Source organism: Bacillus cereus group sp. MYBKT14-1 (genome assembly GCF_051915185.1).
Taxonomy (GTDB): Bacteria; Bacillota; Bacilli; order Bacillales; family Bacillaceae_G; genus Bacillus_A; species Bacillus_A cereus.
On sequence record NZ_JBQAEF010000001.1, the window covers coordinates 519,768 to 536,165 of the forward strand.

Genomic DNA, 16,398 nt, shown 5'->3' on the forward strand with positions numbered 1-16,398 from the left:
GATATAGATAGAATGATTTGTATCGTAAGCAGCACGAGTTTTCATTGAAACTTTGTTGCTCTATTGATATAATCAGTGCTAGTGTATATTGGCGAGACTATTAGGAGTTGAGAACATAGATGAATAAAGAAGAAAGAGCAAAAAGACAGTCCAAAATTCGTAATTTCTCTATTATTGCTCATATTGACCACGGAAAATCAACGTTAGCAGACCGTATTTTAGAGAAAACAAACGCGTTAACACAACGTGAAATGAAAGCTCAGTTGCTTGACTCTATGGATTTAGAGCGTGAGCGTGGTATTACAATCAAATTAAACGCAGTACAATTAAACTATAAAGCAAAAGATGGTGAAGAGTATATTCTTCATTTAATTGATACACCAGGACACGTCGACTTTACGTACGAAGTATCTCGTAGTTTAGCGGCTTGTGAAGGCGCGATTCTTGTAGTAGATGCAGCGCAAGGTATTGAAGCGCAAACGTTAGCAAACGTATACTTAGCGCTTGATAATAATTTAGAAATTTTACCAGTTATTAATAAAATCGACTTACCGAGTGCGGATCCAGAACGTGTACGTCAAGAGGTAGAAGATGTAATTGGTTTAGATGCATCAGAAGCGGTACTTGCTTCTGCGAAAGCTGGAATTGGTATTGAAGAAATTTTAGAACAAATTGTTGAAAAAGTACCAGCTCCGTCGGGTGATTCAGAAGAGCCATTACAATGTATGATTTTCGACTCTTTATATGATCCGTACCGCGGTGTAATTGCTTATATCCGTGTTGTAAATGGAACAGTAAAAGTTGGCGATAAAGTACGTATGATGGCAACGGGTAAAGAATTTGAAGTAACAGAAGTAGGTGTATTTACACCGAAAACTACGCAACGTGACGAGTTAACAGTAGGTGATGTAGGTTTCTTAGCAGCATCGATTAAAAATGTTGGTGACACACGTGTTGGTGATACGATTACACATGCGAAACGTCCAGCTGCAGAGCCGTTAGCAGGTTACCGTAAGTTAAACCCGATGGTATTCTGTGGTCTGTATCCAATTGACTCTGCTCGTTATAACGATTTACGTGATGCATTAGAAAAATTAGAGTTAAACGATTCTGCTCTTGAGTTTGAACCAGAAACATCTCAAGCGCTAGGATTTGGTTTCCGTTGTGGTTTCTTAGGGCTTCTTCACATGGAAATCATTCAAGAACGTATTGAACGTGAATTTAAGATTGACTTAATTACAACAGCGCCAAGCGTTATTTATAAAGTTTATTTAACTAACGGTGAAGATGTTATTGTTGATAACCCATCTAATATGCCAGATCCACAGTCTATCGATCGTGTAGAAGAGCCGTTTGTGAAGGCTTCAATTATGGTTCCGAATGACTATGTTGGAGCTGTAATGGAGATTTGCCAAGGTAAACGTGGAACGTTTATTGATATGCAATATTTAGATGAAACGCGTGTTACATTAACATATGAAATCCCGTTATCAGAAATCGTATATGACTTCTTCGATCAATTGAAATCAAATACGAAAGGGTATGCATCATTTGACTACGAGTTAATTGGGTATAAGCCATCTAAACTTGTGAAAATGGATATTCTTTTAAATAATGAACAAGTGGATGCTTTATCATTTATCGTACACCGTGATTCAGCGTATGACCGTGGTAAAGTAATCGTAGAGAAATTAAAAGAATTAATTCCGAGACAACAGTTCGAAGTGCCAATTCAGGCGACTATCGGAAATAAAGTTGTAGCACGTTCTACAATTAAAGCGATGCGTAAAAACGTACTTGCAAAATGTTACGGCGGTGACATTTCTCGTAAGCGTAAACTTCTTGATAAGCAAAAAGAAGGTAAAAAACGTATGAAGTCTGTTGGCTCTGTAGAAGTACCGCAAGAGGCATTCATGGCTGTACTGAAAATGGATGACAACTAATATTTGAAATAAAAAAGAAGTCGTTTGTGCGGCTTCTTTTTTCTGTATAATTACTTTTTAGACATCTGAGCAGCTCTCATTTACAATAATGAGAGAGCTTTTTAGTTCATATAGAGTTAGGAGATTGTTAATGTCCGAAAATATTCGAAAAGATATTCAAGATAAAATACAAAATGGTAATTTTAATTGTGAAAAGGAATTGACGCTTTCTATTATTAGTGGAAAGTGGAAAGTTGTGATACTGTGGCATCTTGGTGTGGAAGGGCCGCATCGTTTCAGTGAATTACAACGGTTATTCCCAAGCATTTCTCATAAAGTTTTGTCGAACCAATTAAAAGAGTTAATGGAAGATGGGATTGTTGATCGGACAGTATATCCCGAAATTCCTCCTCGCGTTGAGTATTATATGACGGAACTAGGCATGTCACTTTTACCGATCGTTGAAATGATGTATGATTGGGGAAAAATGCGAATGGAACAAATTCGTAATACGTTAGAGAAGTAGAGAACCCTCCGGAGTGCGGAGGTTTTCTTTTTAGAAAGGTAGGAGTTATATTTGGTACAAGCTGCATACATTCATATTCCATTTTGTCAGCACATTTGTCACTATTGTGATTTTAATAAAGTGTTTATTGAACGCCAACCGGTTGATCAATATTTAGATTATTTAGAGAAGGAAATAATAAATACGGTTCAAAAAGTTCCATTTGATAGTATGAAAACGATTTTTGTGGGTGGGGGAACTCCGACAGCGTTAAATATGGAACAGACAAAAAAATTACTCGAGATTATTAATCGTCATTTGCGTCCGTTCGCCCCGAATTGTGAATTAACATTTGAAGCGAATCCAGGAGATTTACCGAAAGAGAAGCTAAATGTACTGCTAGAAGGTGGAGTAAATCGAATTAGTTTTGGTGTGCAAACGTTCCGTGATGAACTTCTTGAGAAGATCGGGCGCAAGCATACGAGGGAAGATGCATTCCTCGCGATTCGAGAGGCACAGGAAGTAGGCTTTAAAAATATTAATGTAGATATTATTTATGCTTTGCCAGGACAGACGATAGAAGATGTAAAAGAAACATTAGATATTGCTTTTACGCTTGGTGTACAACATTTCTCGGCATATTCATTAATTGTGGAGCCAAAAACAGTGTTTTATAACTTAATGAACAAAGGGAAATTACGTCTTCCGGGTGAAGACCATGAAGCGAAAATGTATGAAATAGTAATGGATGAAATGGAGAAACACGGTTATAACCAGTATGAAATTAGTAATTTCTCAAAAGGTGACAATAAAAGTAGACATAATCTCACATACTGGAATAATGAAGAGTATTATGGATTTGGAGCTGGAGCTCATAGTTATGTGAACGGAGAACGTATTCAAAATGTTGGTCCTCTGAAGCAATATTTTAATAAAATTGATGAAACAGGATTTCCGTATTTAGATGTTCACAAAGTGACGGAGAAAGAAAGAATGGAAGAAGAGCTGTTCTTAGGGCTTCGAAAAACAAAAGGTGTTTCTAAAACGGCGTTCCGCAATAAATTTAATGTAGAGATGGATCAAGTTTTCGCGAAGCAGTTACAAAGCAACCAAGAGCAGGGATTGCTTGAAGAGGAAGATGGACATGTGCGTTTAACGCGAAAAGGAAAATTATTAGGGAATGAAGTATTCCAATCATTTTTGATTGACTAATTAAATGTTCCATAGGCGTGAAAAAGTTTCATTATTTCGTGACGTTTCCGTTGACAATTGAATGTCAATTTTGGTAAGTTATTAATAGATTTAGCACTCAAAGACAAAGAGTGCTAACAGAGGTGATGATGAGATGCTTACGGAACGTCAGCTCTTAATTTTACAAACAATTATTGATGACTTTATTGGATCAGCGCAGCCCGTTGGGTCTAGAACGTTGGCTAAAAAAGATGAAATCACATTTAGTTCAGCTACTATTCGAAATGAAATGGCGGACTTAGAAGAATTAGGTTTTATTGAAAAAACGCACAGTTCTTCTGGACGTGTTCCTTCTGAGAAAGGCTACCGATTTTATGTAGACCATCTTTTAGCGCCGCAAAACTTACCGAACGCTGAAATTGTACAAATTAAAGATTTATTTGCTGAAAGAATTTTTGAAGCGGAAAAAATTGCACAGCAATCTGCTCAAATTTTATCAGAACTTACGAATTATACGGCAATTGTTCTTGGACCGAAGTTAAGTACAAATAAACTTAAAAATGTACAAATTGTGCCGCTTGATCGTCAAACTGCAGTCGCTATTATTGTAACCGATACAGGGCATGTACAAAGTAAAACGATTACCGTTCCGGAATCTGTTGATTTATCAGATTTAGAAAAAATGGTTAATATTTTAAATGAAAAGCTATCTGGCGTACCGATGGAAGAGCTTCATAATAAAATCTTTAAGGAAATTGTTACAGTTTTACGTGGGTATGTTCATAATTACGATAGTGCAATAAAAATGTTGGATGGTACATTTCAAGTTCCGTTATCGGAAAAGATATACTTTGGAGGAAAAGCAAATATGCTTTCGCAGCCAGAGTTCCATGACATTCAAAAGGTTAGATCTTTACTTACCATGATTGATAATGAAGCCGAATTTTATGACATTTTGCGTCATAAACAAGTCGGGATTCAAGTGAAAATTGGTAGGGAAAACTCTTCGACGGCTATGGAGGATTGTAGTTTAATTTCTGCAACATATTCGATCGGCGAAGAGCAACTTGGAACAATTGCTATTTTAGGTCCTACGAGAATGCAATATTCTCGTGTAATTAGTTTGTTACAGTTATTTACGAGACAATTTACTGATGGGCTTAAAAAGTAAATGAGAGTAATACATTCGCTCAAGTGATGAAATTTTCATTGCTGTGTGTAATATATAATGCTTAGGTAATCATGCTATGCATGATACCTAATACCTTTTAAGGAGGTGAATATTGTGGAAGAGCGTAACGAACAAGTGGTAGAAGAAGTAAAAGAAGCGCAAGTTGAAGAAGCTGTCACGCCAGAAAACAGTGAAGAAACTGTAGAAGAAAAAAGTGAGGCTGCTCTTTTACAAGAAAAAGTAGATGAGTTACAAGCGAAACTAACGGAAACGGAAGGTCGCACATTACGTCTACAAGCTGATTTTGAAAATTATAAGCGCCGTGTCCAAATGGATAAACAGGCTGCTGAAAAATATAGAGCACAAAGTCTAGTTTCAGACATCTTGCCAGCTCTTGATAATTTTGAAAGAGCAATGCAAGTGGAAGCGACTGATGAGCAAACGAAATCATTGTTACAAGGTATGGAGATGGTGCATCGTCAATTGTTAGAAGCGCTGACTAAAGAAGGTGTGGAAGTGATTGAAGCTGTTGGTAAACAGTTTGATCCTAATGAACACCAAGCTATTATGCAAGTGGAAGATAGTGAATTTGAATCAAACGCGGTTGTGGAAGAATTCCAAAAAGGTTATAAATTAAAAGACCGTGTGATTCGCCCATCAATGGTAAAAGTAAATCAATAATTTACATAAAACTAGGAGGATTCGCCATGAGTAAAATTATCGGTATTGACTTAGGTACAACAAACTCTTGTGTAGCTGTTATGGAAGGTGGAGAACCAAAGGTTATCCCAAATCCAGAAGGGAACCGTACAACACCTTCTGTTGTAGCTTTCAAAAATGAAGAACGTCAAGTTGGGGAAGTTGCAAAGCGCCAAGCAATTACAAACCCAAATACAATCATGTCTGTTAAACGTCATATGGGTACAGACTACAAAGTAGAAGTTGAAGGTAAAGATTATACACCTCAAGAAATTTCTGCAATCATTTTACAAAATTTAAAAGCTTCTGCTGAAGCATACTTAGGTGAAACAGTAACGAAAGCTGTTATTACAGTACCTGCATACTTCAACGATGCAGAGCGTCAAGCAACGAAAGATGCTGGTCGTATCGCTGGTTTAGAAGTTGAGCGTATCATTAACGAGCCAACAGCAGCAGCACTTGCTTACGGTTTAGAAAAACAAGACGAAGAACAAAAAATCTTAGTATATGACTTAGGTGGCGGTACATTTGACGTATCTATCCTTGAGTTAGCAGACGGCACATTCGAAGTTATTTCAACTGCTGGTGACAACCGTCTTGGTGGCGATGACTTTGACCAAGTTATCATCGATCACTTAGTAGCTGAGTTCAAAAAAGAAAATAACATTGATTTAAGCCAAGATAAAATGGCGCTTCAACGCTTGAAAGATGCAGCTGAAAAAGCGAAAAAAGATCTTTCTGGTGTAACACAAACTCAAATTTCATTACCATTCATTAGTGCTGGAGCTGCTGGTCCATTACACTTAGAATTAACGTTAACAAGAGCGAAATTCGAAGAGCTTTCAGCAGGTCTTGTTGAAAGAACATTAGAGCCAACTCGTCGTGCATTAAAAGACGCTGGTTTTGCTCCAAGCGAATTAGATAAAGTTATTCTTGTTGGTGGATCTACTCGTATCCCAGCTGTACAAGAAGCTATTAAACGTGAAACTGGTAAAGAGCCATATAAAGGTGTAAACCCTGATGAAGTTGTAGCATTAGGTGCTGCAGTTCAAGGTGGCGTACTTACTGGTGATGTAGAAGGCGTTCTATTATTAGACGTAACTCCACTTTCTTTAGGTATTGAAACTATGGGTGGCGTGTTCACGAAATTAATCGAGCGTAACACTACAATTCCAACAAGTAAGTCACAAGTATTCTCGACAGCTGCTGATAATCAACCAGCAGTAGACATTCACGTATTACAAGGTGAGCGTCCGATGTCAGCTGACAACAAAACGTTAGGTCGTTTCCAATTAACTGACCTTCCACCAGCACCACGTGGTATTCCACAAATCGAAGTAACATTCGATATTGATGCGAACGGTATCGTTAACGTACGTGCGAAAGACTTAGGAACAAGCAAAGAGCAAGCTATTACAATCCAATCTTCTTCAGGTCTTTCTGATGAAGAAGTAGAACGTATGGTACAAGAAGCGGAAGCAAATGCTGACGCTGACCAAAAACGTAAGGAAGAAGTTGAACTTCGTAATGAAGCTGACCAACTTGTATTCCAAACAGACAAAGTTGTAAAAGATTTAGAAGGTAAAGTAGATGCAGCTGAAGTTGCAAAAGCAACAGAAGCGAAAGAAGCATTACAAGCTGCAATCGAGAAAAACGAGCTTGAAGAAATTCGTGCGAAAAAAGATGCTTTACAAGAAATCGTACAACAATTAACTGTTAAATTATACGAGCAAGCTCAAGCAGCTGCTGGTCAAGCAGAAGGTGCGCAAGGTGCACAAGACGCTGGCGCGAAGAAAGACAATGTAGTTGATGCTGAGTTTGAAGAAGTAAAAGAAGACAAGTAATTCAACTGTAAACATAATAAGTAAGATGACAAAAAGTCAAAGTCAAGCGTGCCTTGACTTTGGCTTTTTTCACGAATGAGAAGCGATGTGTGAGGATCTTAAGTTTTTCGCTTTGCATACTGTAAGTGAGGAAACTTTGTTGCAAAGCACTTTCTTTCGGTGTTAAAATTACGTTTATGTGAAAGATTCGGGGGTTGTAAATTTATGAGTAAACGAGACTATTATGAGGTCCTTGGACTTAGCAAGGGCGCTTCAACAGATGAAATAAAAAAAGCGTATCGTCGTTTGGCTAAAAAATACCATCCAGACGTAAGCAAAGAAGAAAATGCAATTGAAAAGTTTAAAGAAGTACAAGAAGCATACGAAGTGTTAAGTGATGATCAAAAGCGTGCGCAGTACGATCAATTTGGTCATGCTGGTGCAAATCAAGGATTCGGTGGATTTGGCGGCGGAGGAGACTTCGGCGGTGGCTTCGGTTTTGAAGATATATTTAGTTCTTTCTTTGGCGGCGGCGGCAGACGTCGTGATCCAAATGCTCCGCGCCAAGGCGCTGACTTACAATATCAAGTCACTTTAGATTTTGAAGAAGCTATTTTTGGTAAGGAATTAAATGTGGAAATTCCAGTAGAAGATCCATGTGATACTTGTAAAGGTAGTGGAGCAAAACCAGGAACTTCAAAAGAAACATGTAAACATTGTTCAGGTTCTGGTCAAGTGAGTGTTGAACAAAACACACCGTTTGGTCGTATCGTAAACCGTCAAGCTTGTGGTCATTGTTCAGGAACTGGACAAATTATTAAAGAAAAATGTACGACATGTCACGGTTCAGGTAAAGTTCGTAAACGTAAAAAAATTAATGTTAAAATTCCAGCGGGTATTGATAATGGTCAACAAATTCGTGTGTCTGGAAAAGGTGAAGCCGGCGTAAATGGCGGACCAGCAGGAGACTTATATGTTGTTGTTCATGTAAGAAATCATGAATTCTTCGAGCGTGAAGGAGACCACATTATTTGCGAAATGCCATTAACATTTGCACAAATGGCACTTGGTGCTGAAGTGGAAGTCCCTACTGTTCATGGTAAAGTGAAGCTGAAAATCCCAGCAGGAACACAAACTGGAACAGAGTTCCGCTTAAAAGGAAAAGGTGCTCCGAACGTACGTGGATACGGTCAAGGAGATCAATATGTAGTCGTTCGTGTTGTTGTACCGACGAAATTGACTTCACAGCAAAAAGATTTATTACGTGAATTTGCAGGACAAGAAGAGCAGGATGATAGTTTATTCGGAAAGCTTAAACGTGCTTTCAAAGGGGAATAATGGAAATAAAAAATGGAGTTGGTAAATTGTGAAATGGTCAGAAATTAGTATTCATACAACAGAAGAAGCAGTAGAAGCTGTCTCTCATATTTTACATGAAGCTGGTGCTAGCGGAGTTGCGATTGAGGATCCAGCGGAGTTAACGAAAGAGCGCGAGCAACAATATGGTGAAATTTATGCATTGAATCCAGATGAATATCCGGCGGAAGGTGTATTAATAAAAGCATATTTCCCGCAAACCGATTCTTTACATGAAACGATTGCAGGTGTAAAATCATCTATTGATGTGCTTCCATCTTACGACATCGAAATTGGTACTGGAAATATTACCGTTAACGAAGTCAATGAAGAAGATTGGGCTACTGCTTGGAAAAAATATTACCATCCAGTACAAATTTCTGATACATTCACAATCGTACCGACTTGGGAAGAATATACACCATCTTCTCCTGATGAAAAAATCATTGAATTAGACCCGGGCATGGCGTTTGGTACAGGAACTCATCCAACAACAACGATGTGTATCCGTGCTTTAGAAAAAACAGTACAGCCAGGTGACGCTATTATTGATGTAGGAACAGGTTCTGGTGTACTTAGTATTGCAGCAGCAAAATTAGGTGCGTCTTCTGTTCAAGCGTATGATTTAGATCCGGTTGCGGTTGAAAGTGCAGAAATGAATGTACGTTTAAATAAAACAGATGATATCGTGTCTGTTGGACAAAATAGTCTTTTAGAAGGTATTGAAGGTCCTGTTGATTTAATCGTAGCTAACTTATTAGCAGAAATTATTCTATTATTCCCTGAAGATGCAGCAAGAGTTGTGAAGTCAGGTGGATTATTTATTACATCGGGCATTATTGCTGCGAAGGAAAAAGTAATTTCTGGGGCGCTAGAAAAAGCTGGATTTACAATTGAAGAAGTGTTACGAATGGAAGATTGGGTAGCAATTATTGCACGAAATGCGTAATATAGATTTTAGTCTATAATGAAAAGGGGAGTCTCTCACTATAAGGTGAGGGACTTGCCGTTTGTTATATGAAAAATGATAACGTTTCGTTCTTTTCGTAAGTGTTGACTTACGAAAGGAACGAAACTCTACTAAGGTGATTATATGCAACGTTATTTTGTAGAAGAGAAATATGTAAATGAGACAAGTATTCGCATTGTAGGTGATGACGTACATCATATCGCAAGAGTGATGCGTATGTCAGCTGGTGATCATATTTATTGCTGTGTAAATGGAAAAACAGCAGTATGTTCAATTGATGAAATTACCAGTGAATTTATTAATACGGCTATTGTAGAATGGGTAGAGGCGTCAAGTGAACTTCCTGTTTTCGTGACGATTGCAAGTGGACTGCCAAAAGGAGACAAGCTAGAGTTAATTTTTCAAAAAGGAACTGAGCTTGGGGCAGCTGCATTTTTACCATTTCAAGCATCTCGCTCTATCGTAAAATGGGATGCGAAAAAAGCTGATAAAAAAGTTGAGCGTTTAAGAAAAATTGTGAAAGAAGCTGCGGAACAATCACATAGAAGTGAAATTCCAGAAGTACATGCTCCAGCATCATTTAAGCAATTGCTTTCAATGAGTGGTGAGTATGATGCTTGTCTTGTTGCTTACGAAGAGGAAGCAAAACAAGGCGAGAAATCTAATTTTGCGAAAGCTTTAACGACAATGAAACCAGGTCAAAAGCTATTGATTGTATTTGGCCCAGAAGGCGGTTTAGCTGAGGAAGAGATTACAGCGCTTCGTGAACATAAATTTGTACCATGTAGTTTAGGACCAAGAATTTTAAGAACAGAAACGGCGCCGTTATACGCGTTAAGTGCTGCTTCGTATCATTTTGAATTGATGGGGTGATGATCAATGTCAACTGTTGCGTTCCATACGTTAGGTTGTAAAGTAAACCACTATGAAACAGAAGCCATTTGGCAATTGTTTAAACAAGGTGGTTATGAAAGAACAGAATATGAAAAGAAAGCTGATGTATATGTTATTAACACATGTACAGTAACGAATACTGGGGACAAAAAAAGCCGTCAAGTAATCAGACGTGCTGTGCGTCAAAATCCAGATGCAGTTATTTGTGTAACGGGATGTTATGCACAAACATCTCCAGCTGAAATTATGGCGATCCCGGGTGTGGATATTGTAGTTGGTACACAGGATCGTGAAAAGATGTTAGGTTACATCGAAGAATTCCGTAAAGAGCGTCAACCAATTAATGCTGTCCGCAATATTATGAAAACACGTGTGTACGAAGAACTTGATGTACCTTATTTCACGGATCGTACACGTGCGTCTTTAAAAATACAAGAGGGTTGCAATAACTTCTGTACATTCTGTATCATTCCTTGGGCGCGCGGTTTAATGCGTTCTCGTGATGGAAAAGAAGTTATTAAACAAGCGCAACAATTAGTGGATGCAGGCTATAAAGAAATCGTATTAACGGGTATTCATACAGGTGGATACGGCGAAGACATAAAAGATTATAACTTAGCTGGATTACTTCGTGATATGGAAGCGGAAGTAGGCGGATTAAAACGTCTTCGTATTTCTTCTATTGAAGCGAGTCAAATTTCAGATGAAGTAATTGAAGTGTTAGATAAATCTGAAGTAGTTGTACGCCACTTGCATATTCCGTTGCAATCTGGCTCTAATACTGTATTAAAACGTATGCGTCGTAAATATACGATGGAATTCTTCCAAGAGCGTTTAGATCGTTTGAAAGAAGCGTTACCAGGCCTTGCGATTACATCTGACGTAATCGTTGGTTTCCCAGGTGAAACAGAAGAAGAATTCATGGAAACATACAATTTCATTAAAGAGAACCGCTTCTCTGAGTTACATGTGTTCCCTTACTCAAAACGTACAGGAACACCTGCAGCGCGCATGGAAGATCAAGTTCCTGAAGATGTGAAGAACGATCGTGTTCATCGTTTAATTGAGCTATCTAATCAATTAGCGAAAGAGTACGCATCAGCGTTTGAAGGTGAAGTGCTTGAAATCATTCCGGAAGAGCAATTTAAAGAGGGCGACCGTGAAGGGTTATATGTAGGTTATACAGATAACTACTTGAAAATTGTATTTGAAGGATCAGAAGAATTAATTGGTAAGCTAGTGAAAGTGAAAATTACGAAAGCTGGTTATCCATATAACGAAGCGCAATTTGTTCGTGTTCTTGAAGATGATGTGAAAAAAGAATCAGCTAGCGCATAAAAAGAGCGTGCAACCGGAAACGGTTTGCATGCTTTCTTTATTTGAAGCGGTTAAGTAATAGAAGGTGGGGAGGTGTTTCATGCATCCCTGTATGAAAAAAGATGAAATGATAAAAATATAGTTGTCTTCATCAGTGAAGGATACTAGTTATTTGCATAACTTTTGAAAAGGAAATGCTTCTATTCTTCTTTTATTCTGCCAAATAGTTGACCTGAAGTGATAAAATGTATTATAATCGTAAAAGACATGCTGAAGAAGTGTTTCTTTTTGCATGCTGAAGTTAGTATGTAAGTGTGATGTTTCGGAGGGAGGGAAAGAGAATGTCAAAAACAGTCGTTCGTAAAAACGAGTCTTTGGAGGATGCACTTCGCCGTTTTAAAAGATCGGTTTCTAAAACTGGTACACTTGCTGAAGCAAGAAAGCGCGAGTTTTATGAAAAACCAAGTGTAAAACGTAAGAAGAAATCTGAAGCGGCAAGAAAGCGTAAATTCTAAGAGAGGGTGTAAGTTATGAGTCTTCTCGGTCGTTTAAACGATGATATGAAACAAGCGATGAAGAATAAACAAAAAGAAAAATTAACCGTTATTCGTATGGTTAAGGCTGCTTTACAAAATGAAGGTATTAAACTGCAACATACTCTTACTGAAGAAGAGGAAATAACAGTTTTAGCTCGTGAAGTAAAACAGTATAAGGACTCCCTCCTTGAATTTAAAAAAGCTGGTCGTGAAGACCTTGTTAATAAACTGCAAAGTGAAATTCAGATTTTAAGCGCATATTTGCCAGAGCAATTAACTGAAGAAGAACTAGTTGATGTAATCAAGCAAGTTATTTCTGAAGTTGGTGCGACTTCTAAAGCAGATATGGGTAAGGTGATGACTGCTGTTATGCCGAAAGTAAAAGGTAAAACAGACGGATCACTTGTGAATAAGCTGGTTATCCAGCTATTAGCATAAAAAAACGTCTCATTTCGTATGAGACGTTTTTTTATTGTTCTTATTAAGGAGAAACGCTATATTGCTTAAAAAGCGTTTCTGTAAGTGATAGAAACCCCTCTAGTTAAAGTTTCAATTTATTATTTCCTTGTATAATTCCGATTCTACACCTATTCTTACTTCCTTGACTAAAACTTCTTTCGCGAATAAAAGCTAAGTACCGAGCCTTCTGAAACTCAGATTGAAGTTTTATAGCTTGCTCTTCAGCATAATCCTCAAAGGTAACGAAAGAGATTCTAACTATTTTAGATTTTGCATCAGTTGCATAAAATGGCTGGATATTACTGTCGGTAACTTGTTTTATAACATTCAAAATTTCTTGACCAAAGCCGATTTCCTTTCGTATTTCCTCATTTATTAATTCATTTTTTAATGAACCCTAATATTTTTTGAAATTCATATAACAACCATCTATAAAATATTCTTACTTACAACGTAACATTCAGATTGAAGAAATTTTCTTTTTTTTTTGATTTTATCCCGCATTAACGGGTAGCCCGATTGGTGAGGATTGATTATAGTTTTACTTTATCTCAGTTGTCCAATAAATGACAACTACTTATTCTATGGTCAGTATGTCACGTCCAGAACGAATTGTAACAGGTTTTTTCAAGTTTCCCACTTCTCGCTAGGCTCAATTTCTTAATGTAACTTGTACTGATATCCGGTAGGGGCGCATATTCTTGTATTAATACTTCTATTATTAAAGGTAACATCCTCTGATCCATCATTGTCCTGACAAATATGATTTCATATAGCGACTGTTTTAATTAACATGATATGAACTCTTGCAGAATATAGTTATGTTAGTGAAGTCGTTATAACACGATAGGCACTTGTGAAGAAATACATATATATGGGATGAGAGGGGGTCTTTCGAGATGAAGAAATTAGAACAAATGAAAAATTGGTTGACAAAACAAGTAGACCTACCAGTGGATGTATTAATGGATCTACCTCGGATTACTCTTGTTGGGCAAATACATATTTATATAGAAAATCATCGGGGGTTATTAGTGTTTTCAGATAAAGAAGTGCGATTGCTTTTAAAACACGGTCAATTATTAATTAAAGGACAATCCTTTGTTATTAAAACGATTCTTCCAGAAGAGCTTTTACTCGAGGGGATAATTGAGCAAGTAACATTTTTAGAAAATGAAAAAAAAGGTGATTGAAGTGAAACTTCCATTTGTGAAGTTTTTCTTCTTTATCCTGTAAAAGTTCCGTTGATAGAGACTGATTACAGTTTTACTCTGTTTTATTTTAGTACGAGCTATTTTAATGCTTCAAATAAAAAGTAGTATATCTACTTTTAGAAAGGTAGTGAAGGTGGTAAATGAAAAATAAATGGTTTATAAAGTGGCTTGGATATGTAAAAGTACGAATTGAAGGTAGAGGAGCGGAACGGTTTGTTAATGAATGTGTACGGAGGAATTTATTAGTTTGGGATGTTAAAAAGATAGCTGATGAAACGTTAGTTTTTTGTATGTTGTTACGCGATGTGAAAAAAATAAAACCAATTTATAGAAAAAATGAATGTAAATTATATTTTATTGGACGTTATGGTTTTCCTTTTTGGAATAAACGTTTAATTAAAAACAGTGGATTTTTAATTGGGTTTTTAATTTTCTTTTTTGGTGTGATTGCAATGTCAAATATGGTTTGGAAAATTGAAATTACAGGAGCTAAACCTGAAACAGAATATATATTGATGAAAGAATTGGATAAAATGGGTATTAAAAAAGGGAAACTACAATTTCAAATGCCGAATGTAGAAGATGTACAACGCCATTTGACAGATAATATTAATGCCATTACTTGGGCGGGACTAGAAGTAAGGGGAACGACTTATCATTTTAAAATTGTTGAAAAAAACGAACCGAAGAAAGAAAAGGAACAAAGGCCGCAAAATTTAGTAGCAAAAAAAGAAGCGATTATTACAAAGACGTTTGTAGAAGTTGGAAAGCCGGTTGTACTGAAAAATGATCATGTAGAAAAAGGGCAGATTCTCGTATCGGGAATATATGGTAATGAGGAAAGTCCGACGATTGTTTCAGCGAAAGGTATTGTATATGGCGAAACGTGGTATACATCTAAGGTGGATGTCCCGTTAAAGACGCAATTCCAAGTGTATACTGGTAATGTATACAATGAACATTTTCTTAAATTCGGGGATACGAAAATAAAAATATGGGGATTTCAGCATGATAAGTATAAACGCTCTCGTACTGAAAGTGTAAAGCATGATGTGAAATTATTTGGTTTTACACTGCCGATTGCATATGAAAAAGATGTTGTGAGAGAAGAGGAAGAAGCGAATCGAGAATATACAGAAAAGCAAGCGCTGAAGGTAGCGAAAGAGATGGCCGAAAAAGAACTAAAGAAAAAATTGGATGAACATGCTATGATTGTAAGTGATAAGATTTTGAGTAAAGAGGTTGAGGCGGATCAACTGAAAGTCACATTGCATTATACTGTGGTTGAAAATATTGCAGAGCCACAACCAATATCCGAATCCGATATTCAAGGAGACTGAGTAATGGCAGAACAATTAGTAGAAATGAACCAACAATTGGAAAATGCTAACGAAGCAATCGCTCTTTTTGGAGTTAATGATGCGCATTTAAAAGTAATTGAACGAGAACTGAATGTATCGATCGTAACTAGAGGAGAAACTGTTCATGTATCTGGGGCAGTTGAAACGGTGGCACTCGTAGAAAAAATCTTACAGCAATTACTTGTTGTAATTCGTAAAAGTATATCAATTTCAGAGAGAGATGTTGCGTATGCGATTCAGCTTGCACAACAAGGGAAAATTGCTCAATTTGAAGAGTTATATGAGGAAGAAATTTTCAAGACTGCAAAAGGTAAATCCATTCGTGTAAAAACAATGGGGCAAAGAAGATATATTCATGCGATGAAGAAGAATGATATTGTCTTTGGGATAGGGCCTGCAGGAACTGGAAAAACATATTTAGCTGTAGTAATGGCTGTGAGGGCTTTAAAACAAGGATATGTAAAGAAAATTATTTTAACAAGACCTGCTGTAGAAGCTGGAGAAAATTTAGGTTTTTTACCAGGGGATTTGAAAGAGAAGGTAGATCCATACTTACGCCCGTTATATGATGCTTTACATGATATTCTTGGACAAGAATATACGCAGCGTATGATGGAGCGAGGAGTAATTGAAATAGCTCCGCTTGCTTATATGAGGGGGCGTACGCTTGATGATTCATTTGTTATTTTAGATGAGGCTCAAAATACAACGGGTGCTCAAATAAAAATGTTTTTAACAAGATTAGGTTTTAGTTCTAAAATGGTTATTACAGGGGACCCTTCACAAGTAGACTTGCCAAAAGGGGTAAAATCAGGGCTATCTATAGCTGCTAATATTTTATCTGGTGTATCAGGTCTGTCATTTATTACATTAGAACAAACGGACGTTGTGAGACATCCATTGGTGCAACGTATTATTGAGGCATATGATAAAATGGAATGATCCTATTTGTCAGGATCATTTCTTTTTGTATGATAAGG

At 37.1% G+C, this 16,398-nt stretch carries 15 protein-coding genes; all 15 read left to right on the plus strand.

Features of this window, described 5'->3' with window-relative positions:
* Positions 1-119 precede the first annotated feature (119 nt).
* Positions 120-1,943, plus strand: a complete 1,824-nt coding sequence (gene lepA / locus ACTFO4_RS02815) for an elongation factor 4 (RefSeq protein WP_001030951.1) — start codon at positions 120-122, stop codon at positions 1,941-1,943.
* 130 nt (positions 1,944-2,073) lie between these two features.
* The gene (locus ACTFO4_RS02820; RefSeq protein ID WP_001293539.1) at positions 2,074-2,448 is read left to right on the plus strand and encodes a winged helix-turn-helix transcriptional regulator; all 375 of its coding nucleotides are present in this window, start codon (positions 2,074-2,076) and stop codon (positions 2,446-2,448) included.
* 51 nt (positions 2,449-2,499) lie between these two features.
* A complete protein-coding gene (gene hemW, locus ACTFO4_RS02825) occupies positions 2,500-3,639 on the plus strand; it encodes a radical SAM family heme chaperone HemW (RefSeq protein ID WP_000249433.1) in 1,140 nt (379 codons plus the stop codon).
* Positions 3,640-3,772: 133 nt separating this feature from the next.
* Complete coding sequence (hrcA, locus tag ACTFO4_RS02830) at positions 3,773-4,789, plus strand: heat-inducible transcriptional repressor HrcA (RefSeq protein WP_000954941.1); 1,017 nt, start codon at positions 3,773-3,775, stop codon at positions 4,787-4,789.
* A 114-nt stretch (positions 4,790-4,903) separates the two neighbouring features.
* Positions 4,904-5,470 (plus strand): nucleotide exchange factor GrpE, encoded by a 567-nt coding sequence (gene grpE, locus ACTFO4_RS02835; RefSeq protein WP_000392711.1) that lies wholly within the window; start codon positions 4,904-4,906, stop codon positions 5,468-5,470.
* Positions 5,471-5,496: 26 nt separating this feature from the next.
* Entirely contained in the window at positions 5,497-7,332 is a 1,836-nt protein-coding gene (gene dnaK / locus ACTFO4_RS02840; RefSeq protein ID WP_000034700.1) for a chaperone protein DnaK, read from the plus strand.
* 204 nt (positions 7,333-7,536) lie between these two features.
* Positions 7,537-8,649, plus strand: a complete 1,113-nt coding sequence (dnaJ, locus tag ACTFO4_RS02845; RefSeq protein WP_440013166.1) for a chaperone protein DnaJ — start codon at positions 7,537-7,539, stop codon at positions 8,647-8,649.
* Positions 8,650-8,677: 28 nt separating this feature from the next.
* On the plus strand, positions 8,678-9,616 hold the full coding sequence (gene prmA / locus ACTFO4_RS02850; protein ID WP_017673534.1) for a 50S ribosomal protein L11 methyltransferase: 939 nt from the start codon (positions 8,678-8,680) through the stop codon (positions 9,614-9,616).
* Positions 9,617-9,760: 144 nt separating this feature from the next.
* The gene (locus ACTFO4_RS02855; protein ID WP_001190154.1) at positions 9,761-10,510 is read left to right on the plus strand and encodes a 16S rRNA (uracil(1498)-N(3))-methyltransferase; all 750 of its coding nucleotides are present in this window, start codon (positions 9,761-9,763) and stop codon (positions 10,508-10,510) included.
* Between the two features lie 6 nt (positions 10,511-10,516).
* Entirely contained in the window at positions 10,517-11,869 is a 1,353-nt protein-coding gene (gene mtaB / locus ACTFO4_RS02860; RefSeq protein WP_000108680.1) for a tRNA (N(6)-L-threonylcarbamoyladenosine(37)-C(2))-methylthiotransferase MtaB, read from the plus strand.
* A 320-nt stretch (positions 11,870-12,189) separates the two neighbouring features.
* Entirely contained in the window at positions 12,190-12,363 is a 174-nt protein-coding gene (gene rpsU, locus ACTFO4_RS02865; RefSeq protein WP_000048061.1) for a 30S ribosomal protein S21, read from the plus strand.
* A 15-nt stretch (positions 12,364-12,378) separates the two neighbouring features.
* Positions 12,379-12,822 carry a GatB/YqeY domain-containing protein gene (locus tag ACTFO4_RS02870; RefSeq protein WP_000054562.1) on the plus strand — a complete coding sequence of 148 codons (444 nt, stop codon included), beginning with the start codon at positions 12,379-12,381 and terminating at the stop codon, positions 12,820-12,822.
* Positions 12,823-13,742: 920 nt separating this feature from the next.
* Positions 13,743-14,036, plus strand: a complete 294-nt coding sequence (gene yqfC / locus ACTFO4_RS02875) for a sporulation protein YqfC (RefSeq protein ID WP_000732269.1) — start codon at positions 13,743-13,745, stop codon at positions 14,034-14,036.
* Positions 14,037-14,197: 161 nt separating this feature from the next.
* The gene (yqfD, locus tag ACTFO4_RS02880; protein WP_000792498.1) at positions 14,198-15,397 is read left to right on the plus strand and encodes a sporulation protein YqfD; all 1,200 of its coding nucleotides are present in this window, start codon (positions 14,198-14,200) and stop codon (positions 15,395-15,397) included.
* A 3-nt stretch (positions 15,398-15,400) separates the two neighbouring features.
* A complete protein-coding gene (locus ACTFO4_RS02885) occupies positions 15,401-16,360 on the plus strand; it encodes a PhoH family protein (RefSeq protein WP_000840501.1) in 960 nt (319 codons plus the stop codon).
* Positions 16,361-16,398: the final 38 nt, after the last annotated feature.